The 26,914-nt window shown below is 62.5% G+C and carries 25 protein-coding genes and 1 pseudogene; 11 read left to right on the forward strand and 15 right to left on the reverse strand.

Going from position 1 to position 26,914, the window contains the following annotated elements; translation table 11 throughout:
• From OZ411_RS14460 to OZ411_RS14470, 3 genes are read right to left on the reverse strand one after another with little or no spacing between them, the layout of a single operon-like run.
• Positions 1-1,062 (reverse strand): hypothetical protein, encoded by a 1,062-nt coding sequence (locus tag OZ411_RS14460; RefSeq protein ID WP_282528491.1) that lies wholly within the window; start codon positions 1,060-1,062, stop codon positions 1-3.
• A 29-nt stretch (positions 1,063-1,091) separates the two neighbouring features.
• The gene (locus OZ411_RS14465; RefSeq protein ID WP_282528492.1) at positions 1,092-1,928 is read right to left on the reverse strand and encodes an ABC transporter permease; all 837 of its coding nucleotides are present in this window, start codon (positions 1,926-1,928) and stop codon (positions 1,092-1,094) included.
• Positions 1,928-2,710 (reverse strand): ABC transporter ATP-binding protein, encoded by a 783-nt coding sequence (locus tag OZ411_RS14470; RefSeq protein WP_282528493.1) that lies wholly within the window; start codon positions 2,708-2,710, stop codon positions 1,928-1,930. The genes OZ411_RS14465 and OZ411_RS14470 overlap by 1 nt, the downstream gene beginning before the upstream one ends.
• Before the next feature lie 352 nt (positions 2,711-3,062).
• On the opposite strand from OZ411_RS14470, the gene OZ411_RS14475 reads away from it, so the two are divergent.
• From OZ411_RS14475 to OZ411_RS14485, 3 genes are read left to right on the forward strand one after another with little or no spacing between them, the layout of a single operon-like run.
• On the forward strand, positions 3,063-4,061 hold the full coding sequence (locus tag OZ411_RS14475; RefSeq protein WP_282528494.1) for an ABC transporter substrate-binding protein: 999 nt from the start codon (positions 3,063-3,065) through the stop codon (positions 4,059-4,061).
• Positions 4,062-4,067: 6 nt separating this feature from the next.
• Positions 4,068-4,874, forward strand: a complete 807-nt coding sequence (locus tag OZ411_RS14480) for an ABC transporter ATP-binding protein (RefSeq protein ID WP_282528495.1) — start codon at positions 4,068-4,070, stop codon at positions 4,872-4,874.
• On the forward strand, positions 4,871-5,713 hold the full coding sequence (locus OZ411_RS14485) for an ABC transporter permease (RefSeq protein WP_282528496.1): 843 nt from the start codon (positions 4,871-4,873) through the stop codon (positions 5,711-5,713). Before OZ411_RS14480 ends, OZ411_RS14485 begins: the two co-directional genes overlap by 4 nt.
• Before the next feature lie 101 nt (positions 5,714-5,814).
• Here the strand turns inward: OZ411_RS14485 and OZ411_RS14490 are convergent, their stop codons facing one another.
• The 4 genes from OZ411_RS14490 to OZ411_RS14505 all read right to left on the reverse strand — a co-directional run bounded on the left by OZ411_RS14490 (position 5,815) and on the right by OZ411_RS14505 (position 10,054).
• On the reverse strand, positions 5,815-6,597 hold the full coding sequence (locus tag OZ411_RS14490) for a class II aldolase/adducin family protein (RefSeq protein ID WP_282528497.1): 783 nt from the start codon (positions 6,595-6,597) through the stop codon (positions 5,815-5,817).
• Positions 6,598-6,613: 16 nt separating this feature from the next.
• Positions 6,614-7,432 carry an NAD(P)-dependent oxidoreductase gene (locus OZ411_RS14495; protein WP_282528498.1) on the reverse strand — a complete coding sequence of 273 codons (819 nt, stop codon included), beginning with the start codon at positions 7,430-7,432 and terminating at the stop codon, positions 6,614-6,616.
• A gap of 395 nt (positions 7,433-7,827) precedes the next feature.
• Positions 7,828-9,150, reverse strand: a complete 1,323-nt coding sequence (locus OZ411_RS14500) for a PLP-dependent transferase (protein WP_282528499.1) — start codon at positions 9,148-9,150, stop codon at positions 7,828-7,830.
• 322 nt (positions 9,151-9,472) lie between these two features.
• Positions 9,473-10,054 carry a DUF4865 family protein gene (locus OZ411_RS14505; protein WP_282528500.1) on the reverse strand — a complete coding sequence of 194 codons (582 nt, stop codon included), beginning with the start codon at positions 10,052-10,054 and terminating at the stop codon, positions 9,473-9,475.
• A gap of 112 nt (positions 10,055-10,166) precedes the next feature.
• Here OZ411_RS14505 and OZ411_RS14510 point away from each other — a divergent pair, with 112 nt between their 5' ends.
• Entirely contained in the window at positions 10,167-11,024 is an 858-nt protein-coding gene (locus OZ411_RS14510; RefSeq protein ID WP_282528501.1) for a LysR substrate-binding domain-containing protein, read from the forward strand.
• 42 nt (positions 11,025-11,066) lie between these two features.
• Here the strand turns inward: OZ411_RS14510 and OZ411_RS14515 are convergent.
• The 6 genes and pseudogenes from OZ411_RS14515 to OZ411_RS14540 form a co-directional block, all read right to left on the reverse strand.
• A pseudogene (locus tag OZ411_RS14515) lies at positions 11,067-11,375 on the reverse strand (ferredoxin family protein); the annotation flags it as partial.
• A complete protein-coding gene (locus OZ411_RS14520) occupies positions 11,372-13,000 on the reverse strand; it encodes an FAD-binding protein (RefSeq protein ID WP_282528502.1) in 1,629 nt (542 codons plus the stop codon). The gene OZ411_RS14520 and the pseudogene OZ411_RS14515, both read right to left, overlap by 4 nt.
• 328 nt (positions 13,001-13,328) lie before the next feature.
• Positions 13,329-14,672, reverse strand: coding sequence for a phenylacetate--CoA ligase (locus tag OZ411_RS14525; protein WP_282528503.1), 1,344 nt, complete (start codon positions 14,670-14,672; stop codon positions 13,329-13,331).
• A 269-nt stretch (positions 14,673-14,941) separates the two neighbouring features.
• Entirely contained in the window at positions 14,942-15,094 is a 153-nt protein-coding gene (locus OZ411_RS14530; RefSeq protein ID WP_282528504.1) for a hypothetical protein, read from the reverse strand.
• A 21-nt stretch (positions 15,095-15,115) separates the two neighbouring features.
• Positions 15,116-16,588, reverse strand: a complete 1,473-nt coding sequence (locus tag OZ411_RS14535; RefSeq protein ID WP_282528505.1) for a putative sulfate exporter family transporter — start codon at positions 16,586-16,588, stop codon at positions 15,116-15,118.
• A gap of 175 nt (positions 16,589-16,763) precedes the next feature.
• On the reverse strand, positions 16,764-17,114 hold the full coding sequence (locus OZ411_RS14540; protein WP_282528506.1) for a hypothetical protein: 351 nt from the start codon (positions 17,112-17,114) through the stop codon (positions 16,764-16,766).
• Positions 17,115-17,322: 208 nt separating this feature from the next.
• Between OZ411_RS14540 and OZ411_RS14545 the strand changes: the two genes are divergently transcribed.
• The 5 genes from OZ411_RS14545 to OZ411_RS14565 all read left to right on the forward strand — a co-directional run bounded on the left by OZ411_RS14545 (position 17,323) and on the right by OZ411_RS14565 (position 21,619).
• Positions 17,323-17,895: a flavin reductase family protein gene (locus tag OZ411_RS14545; RefSeq protein ID WP_282528507.1), complete on the forward strand. Its 573-nt coding sequence runs from the start codon at positions 17,323-17,325 to the stop codon at positions 17,893-17,895.
• Between the two features lie 21 nt (positions 17,896-17,916).
• Entirely contained in the window at positions 17,917-18,882 is a 966-nt protein-coding gene (epsC, locus tag OZ411_RS14550) for a serine O-acetyltransferase EpsC (protein WP_282528508.1), read from the forward strand.
• A gap of 190 nt (positions 18,883-19,072) precedes the next feature.
• Entirely contained in the window at positions 19,073-20,089 is a 1,017-nt protein-coding gene (locus OZ411_RS14555) for an ABC transporter substrate-binding protein (protein WP_282528509.1), read from the forward strand.
• A gap of 103 nt (positions 20,090-20,192) precedes the next feature.
• The gene (locus tag OZ411_RS14560) at positions 20,193-20,876 is read left to right on the forward strand and encodes an ABC transporter permease (RefSeq protein WP_282528586.1); all 684 of its coding nucleotides are present in this window, start codon (positions 20,193-20,195) and stop codon (positions 20,874-20,876) included.
• Positions 20,864-21,619, forward strand: coding sequence for an ABC transporter ATP-binding protein (locus OZ411_RS14565; RefSeq protein WP_282528510.1), 756 nt, complete (start codon positions 20,864-20,866; stop codon positions 21,617-21,619). Before OZ411_RS14560 ends, OZ411_RS14565 begins: the two co-directional genes overlap by 13 nt.
• Before the next feature lie 286 nt (positions 21,620-21,905).
• Here the strand turns inward: OZ411_RS14565 and OZ411_RS14570 are convergent, their stop codons facing one another.
• Together OZ411_RS14570 and OZ411_RS14575 are read right to left on the reverse strand one after the other, a co-directional pair.
• On the reverse strand, positions 21,906-22,835 hold the full coding sequence (locus OZ411_RS14570; protein ID WP_282528511.1) for a TauD/TfdA family dioxygenase: 930 nt from the start codon (positions 22,833-22,835) through the stop codon (positions 21,906-21,908).
• An 11-nt stretch (positions 22,836-22,846) separates the two neighbouring features.
• Entirely contained in the window at positions 22,847-24,241 is a 1,395-nt protein-coding gene (locus OZ411_RS14575) for an NAD(P)/FAD-dependent oxidoreductase (RefSeq protein WP_282528512.1), read from the reverse strand.
• 464 nt (positions 24,242-24,705) lie between these two features.
• Between OZ411_RS14575 and OZ411_RS14580 the strand changes: the two genes are divergently transcribed.
• Both OZ411_RS14580 and OZ411_RS14585 read left to right on the forward strand, forming a co-directional pair.
• Positions 24,706-25,533 (forward strand): methyltransferase domain-containing protein, encoded by an 828-nt coding sequence (locus OZ411_RS14580; RefSeq protein ID WP_282528513.1) that lies wholly within the window; start codon positions 24,706-24,708, stop codon positions 25,531-25,533.
• A gap of 22 nt (positions 25,534-25,555) precedes the next feature.
• Entirely contained in the window at positions 25,556-26,899 is a 1,344-nt protein-coding gene (locus OZ411_RS14585) for an LLM class flavin-dependent oxidoreductase (RefSeq protein ID WP_282528514.1), read from the forward strand.
• Positions 26,900-26,914 lie beyond the last annotated feature (15 nt).

Raw genomic sequence — 26,914 nt, forward strand, 5'->3', positions numbered from 1 at the left:
TCAGGCCGTAACCACGATCTTCGAGAGATCAGGAATATCGCCGGCGGCGATCTGCTTCTGCGCAATCGTCAACGGCGCACGGTCGTAATACGACGCCGCCTCGATACGGCTGGTAAGGAGCTTCTGCTCCTGCAGGAAATCGAGCACGCCCTGGCTTTCGGCAATTTCTGCGTCGGTGACGGTGAAGTCGAGCGTCCTGATATCCTTGACTGGCGATCGCAGGTAACGATCGGCGTCGGTCGCGACTTTCAGCAGATTGGCCTCGAGGCGCGAGGTCTTGGCGAACCATTCATCTGCCTGGCCGAGATTGTTCGACGTCCACCAGATCGCAATGATCCAGGCCTTGAGGAAGTTGACGGCGCCCTGCTCGCCGTTCTTCTTCAACCACTCGCCGCTCAATCCCTGAATGCCGGAAGCGCCCTTGGGATCGCGCCACAATTCTCTACCAATCTTCTGGCGGAGGAGTTGCTCGTAGGTTGGATCCCAGGTCGTCACGCCGTCGACCAGCCCGGCCTTCAGGGCTTCCGCCTGTTCGGCGACATCCTGATTCACGATAGTGATTTCCTTAAAGGGTTGCTTGATGCCTGCGGCGACGATCGCGCGGATGCTGCGGGGAAACACCGTCGTGCCGAACGGACCGGACAGCTTCTGTCCCTTTAGATCCGCAAGGTTCGTGCCCTTGAAATCGTTACGCACGACGATGCCAAAGCGCTGGTCGTGGGTGCGATGCAGGACCTTGGCACCGGGAATGCGCGCCGCCGCGCGCAAGGTTGGCGCATCGGCCGCGTAGATATTGTCGATGCTGCCCGCCACGGCAGCTTCGCCAAGCGGGCCGCCAAAGGTGAACGTCTTGAAATCCGCCTGAAGACCGTTCAGTTCGAGAATGTTGGTATGCCGCAACGTCTCGAATATCTGCCCGCCGCCGGCCCAAAGCGTCTGATAGCCAAGCGTGACCTTGGCGGGGGTGTCGGCGCGCGCGGTCATGATGGCCGGATGCGGAAATAATCCTGTTGCACCTGCGGCCGCTGCGCTCGCGCCGATCAGAAATGTCCTGCGTTTCATGTGATCTTGCCTCTTCGGGAATGAAAGGATCAATTTGTCTCGGGCTCTTTGACGAGCAGAACGCGCTCGGCCAGGAGCATCAATGCGTTCATCGCGAACCCGATCAGGCCGATCACCACCATGCCGGCGAGCACCTTCTCAGTCTCGATCGTGGTGCGGGCGAGCTGGATCATGTAGCCGAGGCCCGACGTCGCGGAGATCAATTCGGCCGCGATCACGCAAGTCCAGCCTGTGCCCAATCCAATGCGCAAGCCGGTCATGATGTGCGGTAATGTCGCAGGTATCAGCACCTGGCGGATAAACAGCCAACGCGGCGCGCCGAAACATCTGGCGACACGGACATACACCTTGGCAAGGGAGCGCGCGCCGTCATAGGCGTTGGTGAAGATCGGAAAGAAGGCACCAAGCGCGATCAGAAACCATGACGGCTTGTCGCCAAGGCCGAACCACAGGATGGCGATCGGAATCCAGGCGATGACCGAGATCGGGCGGATCAATTCCACCAGCGGCAGGACATAGCGCGCAAGAGCGGTGAGCCGGCCGAGCAGCAGGCCAAGGCTTATCCCAAGAGCGGCCGCGATCGAGAATCCGACGGAGACCCTGATGATGCTGGCGGAAACGTCACGCCACAACATTCCGGTGCTTGCCAGATCCGACAATGCCCGGGCGATGGCGGATGGAGGCGGAAACAGATTGGCATTGATGAGACCGAAGCGCGCGCCCAGCTCCCAGGCGATGAGCAGGACAGGAATGGGCAGCAGGTATTTCGCGCCGACAAGGCCAACTTCGAAAATCTGCCACCTGCTCAGCGCGGCGACATCCGAGGGCCGGTCGGCCGAATAATTGCCTATCTCCGAAACGGACATCAATGGGCTCCCGCGGGCGCAGTCTCGGGGACATCGCGCACGAGATCGGAGATGCGCTGCTTCAGTTCGAGGAACAATGAACCGCGAATTCGAATATCGGGCTGTCGTGGCCGCGGCAGGTCAATATCCAGGATGGATCGGATACGACCCGGGCGCGATCCCATCACCACGATGCGATCGCTGAGGAAGACCGCCTCCTCGATATTGTGCGTGATAAGCACGAACGTCTTGCGGGACTTACTCCATATCGCGAGCAGTTCCTCCTGGAGCTTGTCGCGCGTGAGCGAGTCCAAGGCCGCAAATGGCTCATCCATCAGCACCACATCTGGATCGGGCGCGAGCGCCCTCGCAATGCTGACGCGCTGCCGCATGCCGCCCGAAAGCTGTGATGGATAAGCGTCCGCAAATCCGGAAAGGCCGACAAGGTTGAGAAAATGCGAGACGCGCCGGTCGAGTTCTGGCCTCCCTACCCCTTTTGCACGCAAGCCGAACGCAACGTTGTCCGCAACGGTGAGCCACGGAAAGAGCGCATAGTCCTGAAACACCATCGTTCGGTCGGGGCCGGGTTCGGCAATTTCGGCCCCATCCTTCAGAACCGAACCGGTCGTTGGCCGCACAAATCCGCCGAGGAGATTCATCAGGGTTGTCTTGCCGCAGCCGGAAGGCCCGATGATCGTGAGGAATTCGCCGGGGCGGATATCCAGTTCAATGTGCTGAAGCACGGTCAGCGGAGCACGTCCGCTTCCTTCAAAGACCTTGGAGACGCCGCGCACCACAAACATCTGTTTTCCCGAAACCTTCGATGCAAGCTTGTATCACCTCGGGCACAATCAAAGTTTTTCGAATTTCGTGTCGCACGGGATCGAGTTGTCCTGCCACTCGCACGCAGAGGAAATGATTTGCCTTCTGTAAGTTGGATCATCTTGCGAGACTCTTGTGACTTTCACACGTGCAGGCTTGGTCGCGTTAAAAAAGTCCCCTGGGCTCAGAGCCAACACTTTCCACGCGCGACTGCTTTTCGAGAAACTTAACCTCTGATCTGCGCCTTTTAAGCAATTGCCAGGCGGCGGCTGTTCTCCGCAAATGAAGTTGAAAAGCCGCCGGTGCGGCTGCATCACATTTGAGGTCTGCCCTATGCTGTCGAGGCTTTTGGCCGTGCTCGTGCTGTTGTCGGCGATGCAAGCCGGCGGCGAAGCGCGCGCGGAAGGACGATTGAGGATCGTCGAGCAATTCGGAACGGTCTATCTGCCGCTGCATGTGCTGCGTGACCAGAAACTGATCGAAAAGCACGGCAAGGCCGCTGGCCTCGACATCCAGGTCGAGTGGACCAAGCTCAGCGGCGGCGCCGCCATCAACGATGCGCTACTGTCGGGCTCGGTCGATATCGGTGCGGCCGGCGCCGGACCGGTGATCGTGCTGTGGGACCGCACCAAGGGCTCGGCTGAGGTCAAGGTGATCGCCGCGCTCGGTGAGCAGCCGAATTACCTGATCACCAGCAATCCCAACGTCAAGACGCTGAAGGATTTCACTAAGGCCGACAAGATCGCGTTGCCGGCCGTGATCGTCTCGCAGCAATCACGCCTGCTGCAGATCGCCGCGGAGAAGGAATTCGGCGAGGGCAAGTATGGCGCGCTGGACGAGCTGACCGTCACGCTGCCGCATCCGGACGCAACGGCGGCGCTGCTGTCGGGCTCGTCGTCGATCACTGCGCACTTCTCCAATCCGCCGTTCCAGGAACAGGCGCTGCAGAATCCGAAAGTCCACAAGGTCCTGAGCTCCTACGACATCATGGGCGGCCGGATCACGCCGACCCTGCTCTACGCGACCTCTAAATTCCGCAATGAGAATCCGAAGACGTTCAAGGCGCTGTACGACGCGCTGAACGAAGCCTCGCAATGGATCGAGACCCACAAGGCCGAAGCGGCGGAGACCTATATCCGCGTCGAACAATCGAAGCTCGAGCCGGCTTTCGTGAAATCGGTGATCGACAACGAGGACGTGAGCTTCACGACGATCCCGCAGGGCACATTCAAATATGCCGCCTTCCTCGCCAAGATTGGCGCGATCAAGAATAAGCCGGCGAGCTGGAAGGACTACACCTTCGAGGTCCTTCACGACAAACCGGGAAGCTGAAGGCGGATGCCCCCGATCCATCTGTCCAATGCGTCGTTGGCGCCCGCCGTGCTCGAGGTCGTCAGGCTGACGCTGGACTATGAGACAGAGAACGGCCCGGTTCGCGCGGTTGAGAATGTCAGCTTCACCGTCGGAAAGAGCGAGCGGCTGGTGCTGCTCGGTCCCTCCGGCTGCGGAAAGTCGTCCATCCTGAAGACGATCGCCGGCTTCATCCAGCCGACGGCAGGAAACGTCCTGCTGGATGGCCAGCCGGTGAAAAAGCCGGGACCGGACCGGCTGGTCGTGTTCCAGGAGTTCGACCAGCTCCTGCCCTGGAAGACCGTGCGCGAGAACGTCGCGTTTCCGCTGAAGGTCGCCCGCGGCAAGTCGGCGTCGGAAGCGCGGGCGATCGCGCAAGACGCGCTGGTCAAGGTGGGACTGGAGCGGGCGCTGGATGCCTACCCGCACACCCTGTCCGGCGGCATGAAGCAGCGCGCAGCGATCGCGCGGGCGCTCGCCGCTGCGCCCGAGATCCTCCTGATGGATGAGCCGTTCGCCGCACTCGATGCGCTGACCCGCGCCAACCTGCAGAACGACCTCCTCGAGCTCGCGGACGAGCTGAAATTCACCCTCGTGTTCGTGACGCACGCGATCGAGGAAGCCGTTCTCGTCGGCACCAAGCTGCATCTGCTCAGCGCGCATCCGGGCCGCACGATCGGAACGTTCGAGACTTCCGGCTTCGGGCGCGACGCGCTCGGCACGGCGGAATTCCAGGATGTCGTCCAGGACATCAACGACGCGCTGTTCCGCCGTCCGGCCGGAGTTGCCGCATGACTGATGGAGCCGCTGACCTGCCGGTCACCCGCGGAGCCCAGCCGCTGGCGCGCCGTCGTCTGCTGGCGCTGACCCGCTCCGCGGCCTTCCGTCGCGGCGTCGTGCTGGCCGGCCTTGCGCTGCTCTGGCAGATCGCCGCGACGGTCGCCGCAAGCCCGCTGCTGCTGCCGAGCTTCACTGAGACGGCGGCTGCGCTGTGGGACGCCCTGCTGCACGACAATCTGATCCCGGTGACGCTGGCTTCGCTCAGCGTTCTCCTGAAGGGCTATCTGCTCGCGATCGTGCTCGCGGTCATCCTGGTTTCGCTCGCGGTCGCCAATTCCTATCTGCGCGAGGCGCTGCTGACGCTGACGGCGATGTTCAATCCGCTGCCGGCGATCGCGCTGCTGCCGCTCGCGATGCTCTGGTTCGGCCTTGGCGAGACCAGCCTGATCTTCGTGCTCGTCCATTCCGTGCTGTGGCCGTTCGCGCTCGCGACCTTCACCGGCTTCCAATCGGTTCCCGATACCCACCGCCTGGTCGGCCGCAGCTATGGCCTAGGTGGCGCGCGGTATGTCGCCTACATTCTGATCCCGTCGGCCCTGCCGTCGATCATTTCCGGGTTGAAGATCGGCTGGGCGTTTGCTTGGCGCACGCTGATCGCCGCCGAACTGGTGTTCGGCGTCAGCTCCAGCCGCGGCGGCCTCGGCTGGTTCATCTTCCGCAACCGGAACGAACTGCTGACCGACAAGGTGTTTGCCGGCCTCGTCAGCGTGATCCTGATCGGCCTCGTGGTCGAGTTCGGCCTGTTCCGCGTGCTCGAGGCCGCCACCGTGCGGCGCTGGGGCATGCAGCGCTGATCCGGTCGGCCTTGAAGTCGGCCTAGTCCGTTCGGGAAGAAGCAGGCGCGGAGCTCCTGCTTCCCTTTCAACACGAGAGCCCTCACGATGGTGTATAAATCCTAGTCGAGCAGATCGGGCTCCGCGGCGACGATCCAATCCCACAATGGTTGGAAACTGAAATAGCCGCCTTTGTGCGTGCCGACCTGGGTCGCGGTCAGCTTTGCAACCTCGTGCGGGATCGGCTTGGGCGTGCCGGCCGCCTCGGCAAGCAATTGCGCCCGTGCTGCGTTGTCCATCGCGATGTACCACCATGCAGTGGCCTCGATCGTGGGACCGACGGTGAGGAGGCCATGATTTTGCAGGATGACCGCCTTCTTCGACCCCAGCGCCTCCGCGATCTTCCTGCCCTCCTCCGCTTCTAGCACCACACCGGAAAACGGGTCGAATAGCGCGTGATCCTCATAGAACGCGCAGGAATCCTGTGTCAGCGGATCGAGCAGCCGGCTGAGTGCCGACCAGGCCTTGCCATAGGTCGAATGCGTATGGGCGGCCGCGATCACATGCGGATGAGCGGCATGGATCGACGAATGAATCACGAAACCAGCCTGGTTGATCGGCTTGTCCCCGATCAGAATATTACCGTCGTGATCGACGAGCTGCAGGTCGGAAACCTTGATCTGGCCGAAGAATTTCGACAATGGGTTGATCCAGAAGCGCTCCGGAAATTCCGGATCGCGCACGGTGACGTGCCCCGCGAGGCCCTGGTCGAAGCCGTAGCGGGAGAACAGGCGGAAGGTGGCGGCAAGGCGCTGCTTGCGGTGGAGCCTCTCCTCCTCGAACGAAGCCGACGGCGCGCGTTCGACCAGCGAATATTTCCTTGGCTTCTCTACGATCTCGTTCATGATTGTTGCTCCTTGTTCAGTATTCGAGCTCCCGATCGAAGACGTCCGCAAGCGGCGCGCCATGCGCGTAGGCATCGAGGTTGACGAGCGTCTTGTCGGCCAGACGCTTGATGTCCTCGCCACCGGTCCATGAAACGTGCGGAGTCAGCACGATTTTGGGATGGGTGTAGATCGGATCGCCATCCGGCGGCGGCTCAGGATCGGTGACGTCGAGCGTTGCGCCGGCGAGCTTTCCAGCGTCTAGTGCGCGCAGCAACTCGTGCTGGTCGATGATCCGGCCACGCGCGACGTTGATCAGATGCAATGACTTCCTGGCACGGGCCAGCACCTCGGCATTGATCAGATGCGTGGTCTTCGCGGTGGCCGGCAGCGCGATCACAAGGTGATCCGAAAGCTCGATCAACGTCTCGATAGTGTCGACGGGCTGTACGCCCGGCAACGTGTACTGCCACGGCGTTCGCCGGAGTACCTTGACCGCAACGCCAAATGGCCTCGCGCGCTCGGCGACCGCGCGGCCGATCGCGCCAAATCCCGCAATCCCGACTGTCTTGCCGTCGAGCGAACCAAGTGAGGTGAGCTTCCAATCGCCCCTACTCCGCGCGCGGACGTCGTGAATGCGTTTCTCGAATCCGAGGATCGCCGCAAGGACATATTCCGCGATCGGATCGGCTGAGATGCCGCGACCAACCGTTACGACCGGCCCATCCAGCAGCCATGCTGGAAAGAAATCGACGCCCGTCGATGCGGTCTGGATCCAGCGCAGGCGGAACGGCCATCCGGCGGGCTTCGCCGATGGCGCTTTGTTCCAGCCGGCCCCCGGCCGTGTAAGCAGCACGTCCGCCTCCGGCAGAATCTCCCAGGGAGCACGATCCACGGGATGGTCTATGATCCATGGACGGGACCAATGATCGCCGAGTGCTGCACGCACTACCGGTCCGAGTTGATTGATGATGATCGGGGGCCTGATACTTGTGGCAGTGGTTCTAGCTGCGGTGCGGGGTGTGTTCATTTGGTGAACTCGTGGTCGCGACAGTTGCGAACTGAGCCCTCGCCAGGAAGAACGGTTCGCATGGTGTCGTCACGGTCAACTGCTTCATTCAGCGCCATCCAGTCGCTGAGCTCGCCGATCTCGACAGCGTCCCCCGTCTCACTGACAGGCAGCCCGGTCGCCCAGCATCAGATGTACAAATATTTTCAACTTCAGGTCCGTTTCTTGACAGATCGTACTGATCAGGCGGCCTTGCGCGCGCCGTCTGTTTCGGCGAGAGCGAGCGCCTGCGTGAGATCGGCCAGGATGTCGTCGGGATGTTCGATTCCGACCGACAAGCGAACGTATCCGGGGGTTACTCCGGCCGCAATCTGCTCCGCCGGGCTGAGCTGCTGATGCGTGGTCGAGGCTGGATGGATCGCGAGCGAACGCGCATCGCCGATGTTGGCGACGTGATAGAAGAGTTTCAGCGCATCGATGAATCGGCGCCCCGCTTCGACACCGCCCTTCAGCTCGAAGCCGACTAAGGCGCCATAGCCGCCCTTCAGGTAGGCGTCAGCCCGCCGCCGGTTCTCGCCACTCTGCAGACCCGGAAAGATCACATGCGAGATCGACGGATGTTTGGCGAGGAAGTTCGCGACCTTGATCGCATTTTCATTATGTTGCCGCAGCCGCAAGGGGAGCGTCTCAATACCCTGGATGAATTGGAATGCGTTCTGCGGTGCAATCGCGGCGCCAAGATCGCGCAATAGCTTCACCCGTGCGCGCAGGATATAGGCAATCGGACCGAACGGCTTGGCCGCCTCTGTCCAAACAGCCCCGTGATAGGCTTCGTCCGGCTGGGTCAGCAATGGGAAGCGCCCCGCATGCGCCTCCCAGTCAAAATTGCCGCCATCGACGATCGCCCCACCGATGGAGGTACCATGGCCGCCGATATATTTCGTGGTCGAATAGACTACGATCGCTGCGCCATGCTCGAAAGGTCGCGCGATGATCGGCGCTGCCGTGTTGTCAAGAATCAACGGCACGCCGAGCGAGCGACCAATATCGGCGACCTCCTTTATCGGGAACACATTGAGCTTGGGGTTTGGCAGCGTCTCGGCGTAATAGGCCCGCGTTTTCGCATCGGTGGCGCGGCGGAAATTTTCTGGATCCGCGGGATCGACGAAGCGGACTTCGATTCCGAACTGTTTCAGCGTCTGTGAGAATAGGGTCCAGGTACCGCCATAGAGATCGGTAGATGATACGACGTTGTCGCCGGCCTGCGCGACATTGAAGATGGCAAAAGCCGAGGCGGTCTGGCCTGAAGCGAGCGCCAGCCCGCCGACGCCGCCCTCGATCGCCGCAAGCCGCTCCTCGAGAACATCCTGGGTTGGGTTCTTGATCCGCGTGTAGATTTGCCCGATCGCCTCCAGTGCAAATAGCCGCGACGCATGATCGGAATTCTCAAACTGATACGAAGTGGTCTGATAGATCGGCACCGCCACCGCGCCGGTCGAAGGGTCTGAACGATATGAACCGCCGTGCAAGGCAAGCGTCTCGACGTTCTTCGTTTCGACGGTCATTCCGAAATCTCCCTTGAATCCGTGAACTCTGTGTCATCGGAGTCGAAATGATGCTTGCCGATCTCACCGCTGTCGAGGCGTCGCGAAAAATAGCGATACGCGTGCTGTCGCTTTGCTTTGGTGCGACGCTATTCTTTCGGCCGACCCGGCAATCGCAGTTTGTTTGTTTTGCGTAGACCTTCGCCAGTCGGCCCGTCGAGCCGACGCGGTGCACGACCGGGCACCAACGGCAACGGTCGTTCGCATGTTCGTGGCGAGAACGTCGAGCGAATAGCATGAGACGCCCGAAATGGGTCGGCATGCCCGGCCTCAAGACGATAGCTCATCGATCGCCCGCCCGCGGCAGCGTATCGAGCAAGGGTCGGGCTAGATGCAGGATCTGGTAAGCAACACCGGCGCTCTCTCTGTCCGGCTCGTTTTCCGAGAGCAAGATCCGCGTGAAGGTCCAGTTCTGCGCATCGACGCTGACGACGGCAGCGACCGAACCGGGCTGTTCGGCAGTCGCGCGATTATGCTCGATCTCGGCAGCGAAGGCTGCCGTGAGATCGGCGTCCATCGCAATGCTCCGCTCCTCCTTGTAGGCGAAGCGCGCAAGCCGTCCGCTGCCCCGGCGAGCGTCAAGAGCAAAACCGGGCTGGATCTCTGCGCGCCCGAAGCTATCCGTCACGATCTTGTAACGACCACTCACCAGGAAATCGCGGAAGGCTTCGTCCTGTCGCCAAAGATAGAGCGATGAGTAGTTACTGGCGACGGCGCCAAAGCGCCCGCGTTCGCGCAGCAGGAACCCCTTGAAACAGAGCTCGGGTACTCCGTCCCACAGCGGGCCGCGCTGCCTCGCGCGCTCGCGGATGAGCGCGACATCGTAATCGGCCGGCAGTCGGTGGGCGTAATAAGCGGTGATCATCGGGACACTCCTCATCGCGTAGTTCTGAATGCCATGAAGATAGCCCACCGTTTATCATTGAAAAATGTCATGGAATGATGTTTCAATGATTAGGAAAGCGAATGACTAGATTATGAAGGCCCTGGACATAGAGGCTGTGCAGGCGTTCGTCCTCACCGCCGATCTGAAAAGCTTTACCCGCGCCGCGGAAGCGATGGATAGCACCCAGTCCGCCGTCAGCCTGAAGATCAAGCGGCTGGAGGATGCGCTCGGCCGCAGGCTACTGGACCGTACGCCGCGCCTGGTCCGGCTTTCGGCGGATGGAAGCGCGTTCCTGCAAGCCGCGCGAGCGCTGATCGATGCGCATCATGGTGCGATCGGCTGCTTCGGCATCGAGCCGCACCGCCTCGTGGTCGGCATCAGTTATCACATCGTCGGCGCGGAACTGCCGCTCCTGTTGCGGCGGATGCGCAATGCCGAGCCGCGATTTGTGCTCGAAATCCGCGTCTCGACCTCGCGCGATGTTCTCGATCAGTTTGATCGCGGCGACATCGATGCGGCCGTGGTCTTGCGTCACGACAGCCGACGTCGCGGCGGCGAGGTCATCCTCGAAGAGAGCTTCGGCTGGATGGCCTCAACCGATTTCGAGCATCATCGCGGCGAACCGCTCCGTCTTGCTGCCCAGGCCGACCCCTGCAGCGTGCGCAGCATGGCGGTAGACGCGCTCAACAAGGCAGGCATCACTTGGACCGAGGTATTCGTCGGCGGCGGGGTCGCGACCATCGGCGCGGCCGCCGCGGCCGGTCTTGCGGTCGCGGCCCTCGGCCGCAGGGTCGCCCCGCCCGGAACCATCGACGTCGGAGCGCAGCTCGGCCTCCCGCCATTGCCGTCTCGCGACGTGGTGCTCCATGCAAGCCGCAGAGACCATGAGACAAGAAACGCGTTGAAAACGCTTACGGCTGCAATCCGGGCCACAGCGGTTAGGCCATAGCCGCTTCGGACGGTCAACGCCGCATCGGATTCCGTGGCCAAACAGCAGATAGCTGCGATCAATGCCGCGCTGATCCCTTGTCTCATCGGTCCAGCCGACCGCCCTGCGGTAGCTGCCAAGCAGCGCATTCTGTTTCAGGACTGCGAGATCGACCTCCTGCGGCACGTCCGCAAAGGGCGAGACGAACAGCGCATCCTCGGGACAATAGAGTTCGCAGAGGAAGCAGGTCTGGCAATCGCCCTGGCGGGCGATCACAGGAATCCCGTCGGTCTTGTCGAAGACGTTGGTCGGGCACACATTGACGCAAATATCGCAGGCCGTGCAGCGCTCGGCGTCGATAATTTCGATCATTCCGCAGCCTCCGCATAGACGGTGTCAGCATGTGCGCGCACCGAGGTCCAAACCTCGTCGAGCCCACCGGCCGTGATGTATTGGCGCTGACGGTCGTCCTGATGCGGAAAATCGTCCCGCCGGTGCATGCCACGGCTTTCCTGTCGCGCCAACCCCGAGCGATACATCCAGCGCGCCGTCGCCAGCATGGCCGCGCCTTCGCGCGCCCGAAGCAGGTCATCTTCGGCCGCCGCGTTCGCCTGCGACGCCTCGACCCAAAGCGCATCGAGGCGCTCAAGCGACGCAGTCAAACGCCCCGCCTCGCGGAAATAATTCAGCTCATAGGGAAAGACTTCGTCCTGAACCGACTTTGCGAGCGCCGCTGGCTTATAAGCCCTTTTAGAGCGCGGGCGTAGCGCAACTGTCCCGGCCGAAGAGAAGCTGCGCCGGGTGGCAACCCCGACTTGTCGCGCATAGTCGGCGGCGCCCTGCCCTGCGAACGTGCCTGAGGACATTGCCCAGGCGGCGTTGTGGCTCCCGCCACCAGTAAACCCACCGCAGATCAACTCGCGGGTCGCTGCATCACCTGCGGCGTAGAGCCCCGGCACGCTCGTAGCGCAGGTGTCGTCGACGATCCGAAGCCCGCCGGTACCGCGCACCGTGCCCTCGAGTCGCAAGGTGACTGGAAACCGATCGGTGAAGGGGTCGATGCCGGTGCGGTCGAACGGCAGGAAGAAGTTCGGCTGCGAGGCCCGCATGTCCCGCCTCACGGTCCTGTCTGCCTTATCGAGGCGCGCATAGACCGGTCCCTGCAGCAGTGCGCGGGCGATGGCCGAGCGGCCGCCTTTCGAGGCTGCGCCAGGGACGACGCTGCCATCCTCATATGTAAACGTCGCCCAGCCATAGAACAGCGTCTTGGTCACCGAGCCGAAGGCGGGCGAGATCGCGTATGGATTGGAAAATTCCATACTGGTTAGGTCGGCGCCCGCTTCCGCGGCCATCAGATAGCCGTCCCCGGTCAGCACGTTCGAGCCAAGCGTCTTACTGAGGAACGCGCAGCCCCCGGTAGCGATCACTACCGCTTTGGCATGTACGGTCCAGCGGTCGCTCTTCTGGCGGCGAAGCCCGCTGGCGCCCGCGACCGCACCATCATCGTCCACGAGCAGTTCGAGCGCTGGGGAATGGTCGAGAATAGTGACGCGAGCCTGCTTGGTGCGCTTGCGCATCAGCCGCATGTATTCGGGCCCCTGCAGGGAATTGCGCTGCGGCTTGCCGTGGTCATCGACCGGGTAAGGATAACCCCAATCGGCTAACTGGTTGCTCTGCTCATAGGTGCAATCGAGCACTCGCGCCATCCAGCGCCGGTCCTGCAAATAGCCCCCCATCTTCTCGCGACCAGCCATCGCGGCTTCGCGCAGCGCAGGATCGGGATCGATGTACCAAACGCCGGTGCCGGCCGCCGCGGTCGCACCCGATGTGCCACAAAATCCCTTGTCGGTGAGCACGACGCGCGCCCCGCGCACGGCCGCGCTGACTGCGGCCCAAGTCCCTGCCGGTCCACCGCCAATCACCAGGACATCCGCGTCGAACTCAACCGATCCGACCGGCGTTAACGCGCGTTCGGTGCGATACTGTCGATAAGTCATGGATCATTCTCCGTACGCAATTGCCTGCGGCGGCGCGCAGCATGCGGACGGGAAGGTTACGCGATCGAACGCTGCTGGCAATTTCAGATATTCACGAAGACTTGGGTAAAGCTTTCCCAGTGGCCGCTGGCGAGAGAAAATTCGTGTGGGCTCACGCAGGCACTGGTGAGCCTAAGAATCCTCTGCTTCCCTGGAGTTAAGCAAGCGATCGACGATTCTGCGATCGCGGGCTGCGACACCTCCAGGCGACACCCTCGTCGCGTGGCTTGGCCTGAATAGGTCCCGCCGCGATGAACATCGCTCGCGGCCCGACGCCGCACATCGTCGCTCAGGTCCAGACACCGGAACGGCGATCTTCGACCCGCTTCGCCTTGTGGGTGGCGCGCGGCAGCGAGTCCGGCGGCAGCACCCTGACAATGGCAGAAACGCCCGTCACTGCGCGAAGCTTACGCGCAAACTGGTCGGATAGCTCCTCGACATGGCCGTTGTAGCCGTGACGATACTCGATCTCGACCGTGAGCCGATCGAGGTGATCGACGCGGTCGACGATGAGACGGTATTCCCCCGTGAGTTCAGGGTCTTGACGCGCCACGGCCTCAACGTCGCTCGGAAACAGGTTGACGCCCTTAATGATCAGCATGTCGTCAAGGCGGCCGTGCACTCCGTTGAGGCGGATTGCCGTGCGTCCGCAAGCGCAGGGGTCGGGATTGAAGCTGACGATGTCGCCGGTGCGAAAGCGCACCATCGGTCGTGCCCGCTTCTTCAGCGTGGTGAGCACCATTTCGCCGCGATCCCCAGGCTTCACCGGCTCGCCACTCTTGGGATCTAGCACCTCGACAAGGATGTGATCCTCCGCCCAATGCAGACCGTTTTTGTGCTCGCACATGCCGGCGCACGATCCGAAGATGTCGGAGAGTCCGTAGTAGTCGTAGACCGACGCCCCCCACAATCGCTCGATGCGATCTCGCGTCTCCGGGATCGATCCGCCTGGTTCACCGGCGACGAAGATGCGCCTGACGGCAAGATCCTTGCTCAGGTCGTAGCCTTCCTTTACGGCCGTTTCCCCGAGATACCAGGCGTAGGACGGCGTCGTCCAGATCACGGTGGCCTGGAACTGCTTCAGGATCTGCAGCAGGCGCTCGGAGGGGATCGTACCAGCATGGATCGTGAGCGCGCCAAGTTTCTGGGCGCCAAGCACGCAGGGCCCGCCGATGAATAGCGAGAAGTTGAGCGAATGAACGTAGCGGTCGGTCGGGCGCATGCCGGATGACCAGAACTGTCGCGCTTCATAGTCGATCCACTCGTCGAAATCTTGTGCGGTGAAGGGCGATGCCGTCGGCACGCCCGTCGAACCCGACGAGGCGGAGATATAGACGATATCGCGCTCAGGCACTGCGACGAGATCGCCGAAGGGAGGAACGGCAAGCTGTCGGTCGCGCAGCACGCGCTTGTCGATGAATGGAAAGCGCCTGATGTCATCGAGGCTGCGGAGTTGGTCGGGGCCGACTTTCGCTGCGTCGAATGCCGCACGGTAGGCCGGCGAGCCGGCATAGGCATGCGCAAGATGGTTCTGCAGCAGCGACAGCTTGAGCTCATCCCATGCCGCCCGGCTTTGGGTCTCGAGCTTGGGTTCCCAATAAAGTCGATCGTCCGAACTGGCAAAGTCGGTCATCATGATCTCATGCATCTGCTCGCGGTCGCGGCACCTTCCGTCCGCTCTGCTCGCTCGGGAGCATCTTACGCTCTCAATGACGGCCGGTGAACTCGATAATAGCTCGACGGAGCGCTGAAACGGTGGACGCTGTGATGCGCTGAGTTTCCGTCAGATGAAAACCGCCATCGAGGTTTGTGGAAAGACCTCAGCAAGAACGGACTATCAGTACCCTCGGCATCATCTGCCGTGGCAGGGAGGGATTACCGCTATCCTGAAGGTTTATGAGCTCAGACCGCGATCGGCACGAAGTGGTTGATGAGCACCAGGATCACCAGCGCGACCACACCGACGCCGAGGCTCCAGCCGATCAGTTGCTTCTCGACGGGGAGCAGCGGTTCGCCGGCTTGGTTCGATTCACGTTCGAATTCTGTCTGTGACACGTCCCTCTCCTTTCACGGCTTTCAGCTTGCGAGCGGCGGCTTAACGCCGCTGAAGAAAAGCCACGAGATCAGCAGGCCAACCCAGATCACGAAGCCGAACAGGCTGACGAAATAGACGGCAGCCAGCTTGCCGAAACCCTGCTGCCAGAGCTTTCGGAAATCCGACAGCACGCCGATCGAGAAGAAAGTCAGGATGAAGAAGATAACGCGGAACACGTTGGCTTCGCCGGCCGCCGCCGGCAGCGCCTTGGCGATCTCGGGCGTGGCGCCGAGCGCAAGGTACAGCGAGATTGCGAACACCACGACGAAGCCGAGGATGAATTTTGGGAAGCGCTGCCAGATTTCGCCCGGTTTGGCCTTATCGGGACCTTTGTCGATGTAGTTCGTCCAGATGTAGCCGAGGATAAATGCCCATACGCCGATGAAGATGTCGATGAAGACCTTAACGGTCGCCGTCGTCGCCAGGATCCAACCAGGCTGATACTTGATGCCCTCGGCGGCAGCCTTCGCCGTGATCAATGCCTCCGTGATGCCACCACCGGCCACCGCCGCGCCGTCCGTCTTGACCGCAAGCCCGATCCAGGCGCCAGCGACCAGCGGCTCTTGCCACAGGAAGGTCTGTGCCAGGAATGGCAGGATCAATACCTCGACCACGGCGAACACCACGACCAGCGAGGACACCAGGACCGGCACCGCCGGCCGCGCCCGGATCGCGCCGCCGGTTGCGATCGCAGCCGCGACGCCGCAGATCGAGATGCCGGAGGCGAGCGGCACCGACCACTCGCGGCTGAAGCCGAACCATTTTCGCGCGACGAAATAGACCACGGCCCAATAGATCAGGTAGGCCTCGATGATCGCGGCGGCGCCGCGGATCAGAATCGAGGACGCGAGGTTGAGCCGGCCTGCCGCGGTGACCGCCACGGTCGCGCCGAGGATCACGATCGCGATCTTGATGTAAAGCTCGGGCCGGATCGCCTCCTTCAGCCACTCGGCAAAGCGGGGAAAGAGATTGGCGATGACAAGGCCCGCGAGTAGCGCCACGACGAAGCCGCCTTCGTTAGTGAGCTTAAGCGACCAGGCGATGCCGAACTTCTGTTGCTCCGCCGGCGTGACGGCGGCGACATAGGCATAGCTGCCGGCGATCCAGCTCGCATAGGCGATCGCGAAGGTGACGGTGAAGGCGGCGACGAATTTCCGGACGTCGCCGCCGAGCGCGGCAACGCCGATGCTGAGCACCACAAGCAGCGCCGCATAGGTTGCAAACAGCGATGCGCCGCCGCCGAGCCAGGCATAGCCTTTCGCAAACGGCGCCAGCGCTTGCGAGAGGCTGGTGTAGACCGAGGTCGTCACCGCCCATCCGAGTAGGTCGACGCCGCTCAGGCTGAACAGCGCCAGCGCAAAGACCAGCAGGCCGATGGCAACCGACAGCCAGTCTTCGGTCAGCCGGTCTTTTACCGTCACATGATTGGTTGTCTTGACTGCGATATCGGACATGGTCTCACCCCGCGCCATCCATCGCGCAGGCGCCGCACACTCCTGCGGCAACCTGACGCGTTCCAGCTCGACCAGTATGGGTGACGGCTATCTATCTGCAATCTCACAGAATTTCTTTGTTGGTCGGGCGTAAAGAAAGCCATGCTGTGAGGACTGATATGGAGAGAACAATTCGCTACGCGTCGTAGTTTGACGGTTGCCAGGCAACCAGCGTCACGAACCCCGGTGTCCACTTCCAGACGATGGCGGAAACCTTGAGCGGCTTCGGAATGAGGCCAAGCCGCGCGGAAGAGAAAACGCATTTGGGACATCGTAGATACGCATCGCAATCCAAACCATCAGAGGCATCCGCTACAGGATTTGCATCTACGTCTGCGACATTGATCGCAAAACCGCCGCGGCTGATGATTTCGATGGCAAAGTCCCAACTTGGCCAGCCCCCGGATGACGTTGAAAATATTCTTTGCCGTGCGGCGCGCGCGAAGAAACCAGAAAACTCTCTGACACCGGACAAATGGAAAACCACTCTATTTCTGTTCGGCTGAATTCGTGGGACAGTTTACGTCGTGTGAAGCAAGCTTGCACTTCCCGGGGTGGCACTGTCCTCGCATAACCCGATCACCTTCAAGGCGCGCTCGATCGGGCAATACGAGATCAGCGGCACGGCGCTGCCCGCCAAGGGATTCTTCTAGCGGGACACGGAATTCGGCTGGGATCGACGAGAGGAGCACCCGATGGGCAAAGCGGATATCCATCTCGTCGACGAGAATGACGAGGTCGAACGGCAGTTTCGTACAGTCATGCGCCGCCTCGCCGGCGGCGTCAGCATCGTCACTGCTGGGCGGGACTGCGACATCACCGGCATGACGGTGACCTCCCTCACCTCGCTCAGCGCCGCTCCGCCAAGATTGCTGGTCAGCATCAACCGGCAGGCCTCGTCCTTCAGCCTGATTGAGCGCGATCGGCTGTTCGGCGTCAACATCCTCGGGGCGGACCAGCAGGTGCTGGCGGCCCGCTTCAGCAATCGCCGGCTGAACGGCGGGCAGCGTTTCGAGGGAACGCCATGGTTCGCCGGCTCCTCCGGTGTTCCGCTGCTGGCGAAGGCGCTTGCAACGGTCGAATGCGAGGCCGAGGAGATTATCGAGCGATACTCGCACGGCATCATCATTGGCCGCCTGCTCAGCATGGAGCTGTCGCATCGTCTGTCCGGCCTCATCTACTGGAACGGCCAATATGTCCAGATCGATCACGACGCGGATCTGGACCGACTTGCAGAGGTGAGCATCCCCTTGGCGCATGTCCGCTGAGGGGCAACGGGGCGAAACAGCATGAAGCGTGAAATTCCGACACACCCGCAATTCGTCGCAGCCAACGACAGCGGCGCGTCGACGGCACGCTGGCAACTCGACCGCATCGTCGCCGATTTGCGCGTCTCGCGCGAGGAGACCCACAGCATCCGCCGCGATGGCGAAGCGCGCCGCGCGCCGTCTCGCGATGCGCTGGAAGCCGTCCTCAACGGGCTGACGGAGGCGCTGTTTCCAAGGCACTATGGACGGTTCGATCTCGACGGTGAGAACATCGACTATTTTGTCGGTAACACGCTGAGTGTTGTCCTGGATTCGCTGTGCGAGCAGGTCCATCGCGGCGCACTGTTCGTCGGCGACGAGTTGTTGCCGGGCTTTCGCCGGGAGGATGCGATCGAGCTCACGCGCAGCTTCGCTTCCCAACTGCCTTCGGTGCGCGGCGTCCTGATCAACGACCTCCGAGCGGCCTTCGTCGGCGATCCGGCCGCGCGCAATTTTCCGGAGATCCTGATCGGCTATCCCGGCATGACCGCGATCATCCACCACCGCCTCGCCCATATCCTGCATCGCCAGGGCGCGCGGCTCGTCGCGCGGCTGATAGCAGAGATCGCCCATGCCCGGACCGGCATCGATATCCATCCGGGCGCCAGCATCGGATCGGGCTTCTTCATCGATCACGGCACCGGGGTCGTGATCGGGGAGACCGCCGTGATCGGCAATAATGTGCGCATCTACCAGGCCGTCACGCTCGGCGCGCGACATTTCCCGACCGATGACGAAGGCAACATCATCAAGGGCGACGCGCGCCATCCGATCGTGGAGGACGACGTCGTTATCTACGCGGGCGCGACCATCCTCGGCCGGATCACCATCGGCCGCGGCTCCACCATCGGCGGCAATGTCTGGCTTACGCGCGACGTGCCGCCAAACAGCGTGGTGACGCAGGCCACGGCCCGGAACAAGGTCGGTACAGGTGTCGACCCGAGCTAGGCTGCCGAAGCCGTTAGATGTGTGAGGGGTACTGTCGTCCGTACCTCGAGAGAGTTACGGAATTACTTTCTATTTCTAGGCATGAAGTTAGCATATTTTAGCTGACAAGGCCCGAATAACGTGATGGACCAAACGTTCTCGAAAAGAGACGTTGCGGCCACATTTCCCCTGATCGCTCGGAAGGATGACGATGCGCCTCGTAACAACCATGTTTGCTGCCCTGACGGCGGTCGGGATCGCACTCGGTCTGTCGGCTTCCGCCCAGGCGCAGCAATCGCTGCGCGTCGGCTTCATCCCGGTGATGGGCGCGGCGCAGGTTTTCGTTGCGGATGGCGAAGGCTGGATCAAGCAGGCGGGACTGGCGCTGACCACGAGTACATTCGAATCCGGTCCGAACATGATCCAGGCGCTGCAGTCCAGCACGCTCGACGTCTATGTCGCCGGCCTTGCGCCGCTGCTGGTCGCCCGATCAAAGGGCATCGACGTGCGCATCGTCGCCGCGACCGTGGTCGAGGAAATGGGATTTGCGACCAGCGCCGCGTTTTCTCCGCAGATCGAAGGCAAGGATCCGGCGGCTACGTTCAAGGCGTTTCGTGAAAAGAACGGCCGCCCGGTCAAGCTCGCGACCCAGCCGATCGGCTCGGGCCCGAACACCGCCTTGCAGCACTGGCTGTGGGAGGTCGTGAAGGCTGACAAGGCGGATGTCCAGATCGTCGAGATGGGCATCGACGCGACCCAGCGCGCGATCGCGACCGGCGCGGTCGAGGGCGGCTCGGTGCGCGAGCCCGCGCTCTCCATCATCCGCAAGCAGAATCCGGCGATCAAGCTGATCGCGACCGGCAAGGATATGTTCCCGAATTTCCCGGGTGTCGTGGTTGCCGTCATGGGTCCCTTCGCCGACAAGAACCCCAAGGCCGTCGACGGCCTAGTGCGCTCGGTCATCCGCGCCACCGCGCTTCTGAAGGAGCATCCCGAACGTGCCGTGAAGCATGTCGGCGCCGCCTTCGGCAACGGCCTCGTGCCCGATGACATCCTGTTGGAGTCGCTGAAATCACCGCAGACCCAGTTCACGTCCGATCCGCGCCGCATCGAGGAATCGACGCGGCAACTGCAGGAGTACCAGGTGAAGATCGGCGCCCTGCAAAAGGCCGAGCCGCTCGAAGGGTTGTTCGCCTTCGACGTCTATAACCGCGCCGCGGCCAATTAACGACGTCTGTCATTTACGTAACGGACGCGGGCCGGTGACACGGATACGATCGCTGACGCTGGGCGCGCTGGGATTTGCCGGCTTCCTCGCGCTGTGGGAGGCGATGCCCGCCTTCCATGTCGTGCCGGCATCGGTGCTGCCGCCACCGAGTGCGCTGCCACGGGCGTTCTGGCGCGAGCTTTCGAGCGGCATCTGGTTCGCTGCGCTGACGACGAGCCTGCGCAACTACCTCGCAGGGCTTGCGATCGGCAGCCTGCTCGGCATCGCTCTCGGCGTTGCCACTGGCATGTCGAAGACACTGGAATCCTTTCTCGCCTGGATCGTGCGCATCCTGCGGCCGATCCCCGGACTTGCCTGGGTGCCGTTCGCGATCCTGTGGTTCGGCATCGATCCGGCAGCCGCCATCTTCATCATCTCGACCGGCGTGTTCTGGATCTGCTATTTCGCGGCCCTTGGCTCTGTCCACTCGGTGAACCGCGACCTGATCGAAGTGGCCGATGCGTTCGGATTCGGTCGCGCGGATCAAAAGCTGATCAAGGTGATCCTACCTGCCGCCGCGCCGGGCATCCTGGTCGGCCTGCGGACTGCGCTGGGGCAGGCCTGGATGGCGGTCGTCGCCTCCGAGATCTTTGGCGTGCCCGGTCTTGGCCAACGCATGATGCAGGCTTCCAACCTGCTGGCGAGCGACGTCGTCGTGATCTACATGGCGACGATGGCCGCGCTGTATGGGCTGATCGACACCTCCTTCATCGCGCTGCAATCACGGGTGCTGCGATGGAAGCGATAATCTCGCTGCGCGGTGTCGGCCTCACGTTCGCGCGCGATGGCGAGCGGACGGAGGTGCTTCGCGATCTCGACCTTGACATCGCGCCTGGCCGTTTTGTCGCCGTGCTCGGCCCCTCCGGCGTGGGCAAGTCGACGCTGTTGCGCGTGATGGCCGGACTGCTTCAGCCGAATGCCGGAGAGGTCAGCGTGAATGCGCGCGCGGAAGGGTTTAGGCTCCCGGTCGCGTTGGTGTTCCAGGACGCACGCCTATTGCCATGGCGCACGGTGCTTTCGAATGTCGGCTTCGGCCTCGAGCACGGCAAGGTCAGCGCCCACGAGCGCCACGAGATGGCGCGGGCCGCGCTCGCGCTGGTCGGCCTGCCCGGTTTCGAGAAGCGATATCCGCATGAGATGTCCGGCGGACAACGTCAGCGCGTGGCGCTGGCGCGCGCGCTCGCGGTCGATCCCGACATCCTGTTGATGGATGAGCCATTCGCCGCCGTCGATGCCCTCACCCGCGAAGCGCTGCAGGACGAATTGGTGCGCATCCATGCCGCCACCCACAAGACCGTCATCTTCGTGACCCACTCGATCACGGAAGCAGTCTATCTCGCCGACGATGTGATCGCGATCACCGGAAAACCGGGACGCCTCGCCGCGTCCATTCCTATCGACGTTGCCCGGCCTCGCCGCCGCGACGATCCAGCGAACCGGGAGCTGATTGCCCGGCTGCGCGCCATCCTCGGGGACGAGGATCCGGCCTGAGCTGACCGTTCCAAATTGAAGCCCGTCGCCCGGGTGGAGCGAGCGCGGAAGCCAGGACGTCTGCATCAACACTTACGAACGGACCCCGGTTACGCCGACGCTCCACCTGGGCTACGAAACTGAGGACGCCCCGCTCCAAAGGGCCGTGACCTTCGCAGCAGGGCCACCAGCCGGCGGAAGCGACGGCGCAGTCGGCGCGCCACGGGCGCAGGTTCTTCCCTGCGCAGCGATGCCGGTGAGCCATGCGCCAGTTCGAGCAACATCAGCATCTCTATGCTTGACATGGCTACGCGGCCTTCGCGGCTTGCGGCTTGGTGGCCTTGATACGTGTCACGCTGTGGCGGCCATCGATGCTGACCGGTACCTCGCCATCGATCGTGGCGCGGCGGACGACACGGTGCTGGTCGCCATAGTCGTTGACCGCGTAATGCTGCGTCGCGCGGTTATCCCAGATCGCGACGTCGCCGGCCTTCCAGCTCCAGCGCACGGTGTTTTCCGGCGCGGTGATGTGCGACTGGAACAGATCGAACAGCTTCTGGCCGTCGTACTTCGGCAAGCCGACGAACCGCTGCACGAAATTGCCGAGCACCAGCGTCCGCTCGCCGGTTTCAGGATGAATACGAACCACCGGATGTTCGGTCTCGTAGACGGTGCCGGTAAAGACTTCGTCGAAGTGCTTCTTGTCCGCCTCGGTGGCGCGCGACTTCACTGCGTAGTCATAGGCATTGCTGTGGATCGCCCAGAGCTCGTCGGCAAGCCGCTGCAGCGGCGGCGGCAGGTCGAGATAGGCTGCGGCCGTGTTCGACCAAACCGTATCGCCGCCATAGGGTGGGATCACCACGCCGCGAAGCACAGAGATCTTCGGATAGGCGTCGACGAAGGTGACGTCGGTGTGCCACTGGTCGGCGCGTCCCCCGCCCCGGCCCGAGTCCAATTCAAGGATCGAAGACGTGCCCTTGGCCGCGCCGATCGTCGGATGCGGCACCAGTCTGCCGAGCCGAACGGCGAACCGTTCCTGCTCGGCGTCGTCGAGATGATCCTGGTCGCGGAAGAAGATCACCTTGTGCTCGAGCAGCACGTTGTTGATCGCGGCGATCGTCTGGTCAGGCAAATCGCCCGACAGCTTGATGTTCCGGATCTCCGCCCCGAGACGGGCCGCGCGCTTGACGATGTCCGCGCGCGGAATGACGTTGTCGATGAGGTCAGTTTGAGCCATGGTCGTGCTTCCTATTCCGCCGCAACATTCTGCGGCGATTGCCAGACTGCAGGTGCGTAGAGATCGGCTGCGAAATCCTCCGCAATCGTACCGTTGATCCGTTCCTCATGCGCCGCGAGATCGGCAAGGAACAGGTCGCGGCTGATGCGCGCCACAATCGCCGGGATGTCGCGCTTGAAGCTCAAGACATCGCCGACCGGCACGCCGAAGCTGACAAAAGCCGCCGGGTTGAACACGTGAATCTCTTTCAGGTACGGCGCACGGCCAGGCTCCTTCTCCAGGTACTCGTGCCCTGCGCCGAGATAGGGATAGGCCGCCAGCGTCTCGTCCTGCTGATCGTCCGGAGGCGCGAAGCGATCGCGCCAGCGCAGGATTTCGTGCGCGAAGTCGCGCAGCTCCGGCTGCGCGGCGAGATCGACGGAATAGCCGGTGGCCACAATGGCGAAGTCGAATGAGAATTCCCCGCTCGGCGTACCGACCACCAGCCCCGCTCCCGCGGGCTTTGCGGAAATCCAGGGCGATGCCAGATGCAAATGAAAGTTCGGGAATTTCACCGCGCGCGTGATTGCATCCGGCGGCGGCGTCGAGCCCGCGCGGCGGAAGCGGACCGCCTGCTGCCATCGCACGGCGTCGGGCAGCGCACCGTAATTGTCATAAGCGCCGGGATAGCCGCGGATGCGGATCACCGGCAGCGCGGCGAGTGCTTCGCGCCGCGCGAACAGGTGCACTTCCTTGGCGCCCGCTTCCAGCGCAACCGCTGCGGCGTCGAACGCCGACGCCGCGCTGCCGAGCACAGCAATCGCCTTTCCACGTAGAGACTCGAAATCGATCGCCTCCGAGGTATGAGCATAGGCACTCCTCGGCAGATTCTGCTTCACGACGTCAGGCACAGCGGGACCGCCATTGCTGACGAAGCCAGTCGCGAGCACGAGCTTCCTCGTGGTCTCAATGCTCGGCGCACCGTCCTTTTCCAGATGAAGCCGCAAGTGATCGGCCTGCGGCTCGATGCGGATCAGCCGCGTGCCGTAGCGAACGGGGACGCCGAGGATGTTGCGATACCAGTCGAGATAGGCAGCCCAATCCAGGCGCGGAATCCGGTCGAGAGCCTCATAGGCCGCCGCACTGTAGCGTGTTTCGTACCACGCCTGGAAGCCGAGCCCAGGCACCCCGAGCTCGGGCCCCGGCAGGTTCTTTGGCGTGCGCAGCTTGTGCATGCGCGCGCTGGTCCGCCACACGCCGACGCTGCCGCTTTCCACGGCTGCATCGATCACGGAGACCTTGCCGATCCCAGCACGCCGGAGCGCAAATGCAAAGGCGGTCCCCGATTGTCCGCCGCCGACAACGAAGACGTTGTGATCGATCCCGTCGCGGTCCGGCACCCAATTTTGCGGATCGGGTCCGATCAAGCGAAGGGTTTCTCGGGCTACGCTGTCGGGATCGGATTGCGGCATGCTGATCAACCTCGCGATTACAACCAAATCGTAGGGGCGACCGATCTTCAGTCAATGAAATGAAACCAGCTTTGTTTGCGAGGACAGGCAATGATCGCGTCGTCGTCGATGCGGGCGCTGGAAGATTTGCGACGATCGCGCTGCACCGACGCGCGACGCGTGCTTTGCCCGATCAAAATTGGCCTTCGTCGCTCCAACCGGCATGTGCGTAGGTCACGCAGATTGCCTCGCATGTCGATATATCCGTCGCGGCATAGGGTCTCGTCTCCGATTGACGAGCAATCCAAAAGGTTCATGCTCGCTACCGATACAACTATGCAAATTCATTTCATCGACATACTCGCGATCGAAGACGTAGAGTTTGCAAGCTGCGGGCTCGTGCTCGAGCACCGAATGCAGTGACGATGGACAGTCCGGAAATGTCGCAACCGAGGGGCGTCATCAGCCTTGAGCAGGATACTCCCGAACTTGCCCGCGCCTATGAACAGGCCGGCGTCGTTCAATTCCATCACGGCAAATTACTGATCGGCCCGCTTGCGCCGAAGGCGGGCGAGCACGTGCTCGATATCGGCGCCGGGACTGGTCGGCTCGCGGAGTTCGTCGCCGGCCTGGTTGGTCCGCAGGGCCGCGTCGTCGGCATCGATCCGCTGGAAAACCGTATCGAGATTGCACAGCTTCGGCAGTCGGACAGTCTGACGTTCGAGACCGGACGCGCGGAGGATCTGACCCGTTTCCGCGACGGTGAGTTCGATGCGGTCTATCTCAACAGCGTGTTGCACTGGATCGCGGACAAAGACCGCGCCTTGCAGGAAATCCACCGCGTACTGAAGCCCGGCGGCAGGCTCGGGCTCAACGTGCAGGATCCTTCGCGACCGCACCAGTCGCGCCAGCTTCTTCGTGCAGCAATCGTGCAGGCCGGACTTGGCGATGCGCATCGAGAATCGAATCCTGTTCTCGGCGTCACCGATGACGGGCTCAAGGCGCTGTTAACCAGCGTCGGCTTTATCGATTACCGCAGCGACCTCCGATCGCTGATCGATCTGCATCGCGATGCAGACTCGGTTCTCAGATGGTCGGAAGCGAGCGCCTTCGGCAACTTCCTCGACGGCTTCTCGAAACCCGAACGGGACCGCGTGCGCACTGCGTTCGCCGAGTTGGTCGAAGCCAATCGCATTCCCGAGGGGTTGAGGCTCGAACGCTATTTGCGCTTTGCCTTTGCGCGCAAAGCGCCATCGTCCAATTCATGAAGAACATCCGAAGGCTTCAGGCATGAGCGATCGACGTCAGCTAACCCTCAATCTCTTCATCTATCCCGGCGGCCATCACGAGGCCGCTTGGCGCTACAAGGGCTCCGCCGCGGAACGGATCCTCGACATCAGCTATTATCAGGAACTGGCGCAGCGCGCCGAGGCGCACAAGTTCGATGCGATCTTCTTTGCCGATGGACCTGCACTCGCCGACAATGTCCGCTATGCGCAGCGCTTCCGGCTCGAGCCGATCACCTGGCTCGCTGGGATCGCCGCCGTCACCAAACGCATCGGCCTGATCGCGACCGCGTCGACAACCTACACGGAGCCTTACAATTTGGCGCGGCTGTTTGCCTCGCTAGACCATATCAGCGGCGGCCGCGCCGGCTGGAACATCGTCACGACCAGCGTGCCGCAGGCGGCGCAGAATTTCGGGCTGCCGGAGCACCCGCCGCATCACGAGCGATACGAACGCGCTGAGGAGTTCCTCGACGTCGTCACCAGGCTCTGGGACAGTTGGGAGGACGATGCCCTCGTCAATGATCCCGTCTCCGGCGTCTTCGCCGATACCGCCAGGGTGCACACCATCGACCACGTCGGAAAGCATTTTCGCGTCCGCGGACCGCTCAACATCTCGCGGCCGCCGCAGGGGCGGCCCGTCTACGTGCAGGCCGGCTCGTCTGACGACGGGCGCGCCTTCGCGGCACGCTTTGCTGAGGCGATCTTCACCGCGCACCAGACGTTGGCGAGCGCGCAGGAGTTCTACGCCGACATCAAGCGGCAGGCGCGCGCCTTCGACCGTCAGCCGGATCAGGTCAAGATCCTGCCCGGCATCAGCCCGTTCATCGCCTCAACGCAAGTCGAGGCCGATCGGCTGCAGGACGAGTTCAACGAGCTCATCCAGCCGGAATATTCGTTGACCCAACTGCGCCAGATGATCGGACTCGATCTCTCCGGCTTCGACCTCGACGGGCCGTTCCCGCGGCATCTGATCGATACGAACAGCGCCCGTGGCGTCGCCAGCCGCTTCAAGCTTGTGGTCGACATCGTCGATCGCGAGAAACCAACCATCCGGCAACTGGTGCAGCGCCTGGCCGGGGCCCGCGGTCACTGGGTGATCGCCGGGCCGCCGGAGAAGATCGCGGACAACATCCAGACCTGGTTCGAGAATGGCGCGGCCGATGGCTTCAACGTCATGCCGCCTTGGCTGCCTGGCGGCTTCGACATCTTCGCCGAACAGGTCGTGCCGATCCTGCGCAAGCGCGGCCTGTTCCGCGAGGAGTACACCGGCAAGACATTGCGCGACCACTACGGCCTGAACCGACCCGGCAGCGTGTTCGCTGACAGCATTCAGGCGATCGCATGACCGCCTAATCTTTCC

Origin of the sequence: Bradyrhizobium sp. Arg237L (assembly GCF_029990105.1) — a bacterium.
Lineage (GTDB): Bacteria > Pseudomonadota > Alphaproteobacteria > Rhizobiales > Xanthobacteraceae > Bradyrhizobium.

What these genes read in the sequence shown, in the direction of transcription:
- OZ411_RS14520 (WP_282528502.1), bottom strand. Translation starts at nt 13,000, where the DNA reads ATGACTTATCGACAGTATCGCACCGAACGCGCGTTAACGCCGGTCGGA.
- epsC (WP_282528508.1), top strand. Translation starts at nt 17,917, where the DNA reads ATGAAGCGTGAAATTCCGACACACCCGCAATTCGTCGCAGCCAACGAC.
- OZ411_RS14480 (WP_282528495.1), top strand. Translation starts at nt 4,068, where the DNA reads ATGCCCCCGATCCATCTGTCCAATGCGTCGTTGGCGCCCGCCGTGCTC.
- OZ411_RS14510 (WP_282528501.1), top strand. Translation starts at nt 10,167, where the DNA reads ATGAAGGCCCTGGACATAGAGGCTGTGCAGGCGTTCGTCCTCACCGCC.
- OZ411_RS14500 (WP_282528499.1), bottom strand. Translation starts at nt 9,150, where the DNA reads ATGACCGTCGAAACGAAGAACGTCGAGACGCTTGCCTTGCACGGCGGT.
- OZ411_RS14560 (WP_282528586.1), top strand. Translation starts at nt 20,193, where the DNA reads ATGCCCGCCTTCCATGTCGTGCCGGCATCGGTGCTGCCGCCACCGAGT.
- OZ411_RS14555 (WP_282528509.1), top strand. Translation starts at nt 19,073, where the DNA reads ATGCGCCTCGTAACAACCATGTTTGCTGCCCTGACGGCGGTCGGGATC.
- OZ411_RS14460 (WP_282528491.1), bottom strand. Translation starts at nt 1,062, where the DNA reads ATGAAACGCAGGACATTTCTGATCGGCGCGAGCGCAGCGGCCGCAGGT.
- OZ411_RS14565 (WP_282528510.1), top strand. Translation starts at nt 20,864, where the DNA reads ATGGAAGCGATAATCTCGCTGCGCGGTGTCGGCCTCACGTTCGCGCGC.
- OZ411_RS14485 (WP_282528496.1), top strand. Translation starts at nt 4,871, where the DNA reads ATGACTGATGGAGCCGCTGACCTGCCGGTCACCCGCGGAGCCCAGCCG.
- OZ411_RS14580 (WP_282528513.1), top strand. Translation starts at nt 24,706, where the DNA reads ATGTCGCAACCGAGGGGCGTCATCAGCCTTGAGCAGGATACTCCCGAA.
- OZ411_RS14475 (WP_282528494.1), top strand. Translation starts at nt 3,063, where the DNA reads ATGCTGTCGAGGCTTTTGGCCGTGCTCGTGCTGTTGTCGGCGATGCAA.
- OZ411_RS14525 (WP_282528503.1), bottom strand. Translation starts at nt 14,672, where the DNA reads ATGACCGACTTTGCCAGTTCGGACGATCGACTTTATTGGGAACCCAAG.
- OZ411_RS14585 (WP_282528514.1), top strand. Translation starts at nt 25,556, where the DNA reads ATGAGCGATCGACGTCAGCTAACCCTCAATCTCTTCATCTATCCCGGC.
- OZ411_RS14465 (WP_282528492.1), bottom strand. Translation starts at nt 1,928, where the DNA reads ATGTCCGTTTCGGAGATAGGCAATTATTCGGCCGACCGGCCCTCGGAT.
- OZ411_RS14490 (WP_282528497.1), bottom strand. Translation starts at nt 6,597, where the DNA reads ATGAACGAGATCGTAGAGAAGCCAAGGAAATATTCGCTGGTCGAACGC.
- OZ411_RS14535 (WP_282528505.1), bottom strand. Translation starts at nt 16,588, where the DNA reads ATGTCCGATATCGCAGTCAAGACAACCAATCATGTGACGGTAAAAGAC.
- OZ411_RS14545 (WP_282528507.1), top strand. Translation starts at nt 17,323, where the DNA reads ATGGGCAAAGCGGATATCCATCTCGTCGACGAGAATGACGAGGTCGAA.
- OZ411_RS14570 (WP_282528511.1), bottom strand. Translation starts at nt 22,835, where the DNA reads ATGGCTCAAACTGACCTCATCGACAACGTCATTCCGCGCGCGGACATC.
- OZ411_RS14470 (WP_282528493.1), bottom strand. Translation starts at nt 2,710, where the DNA reads ATGTTTGTGGTGCGCGGCGTCTCCAAGGTCTTTGAAGGAAGCGGACGT.
- OZ411_RS14505 (WP_282528500.1), bottom strand. Translation starts at nt 10,054, where the DNA reads ATGATCACCGCTTATTACGCCCACCGACTGCCGGCCGATTACGATGTC.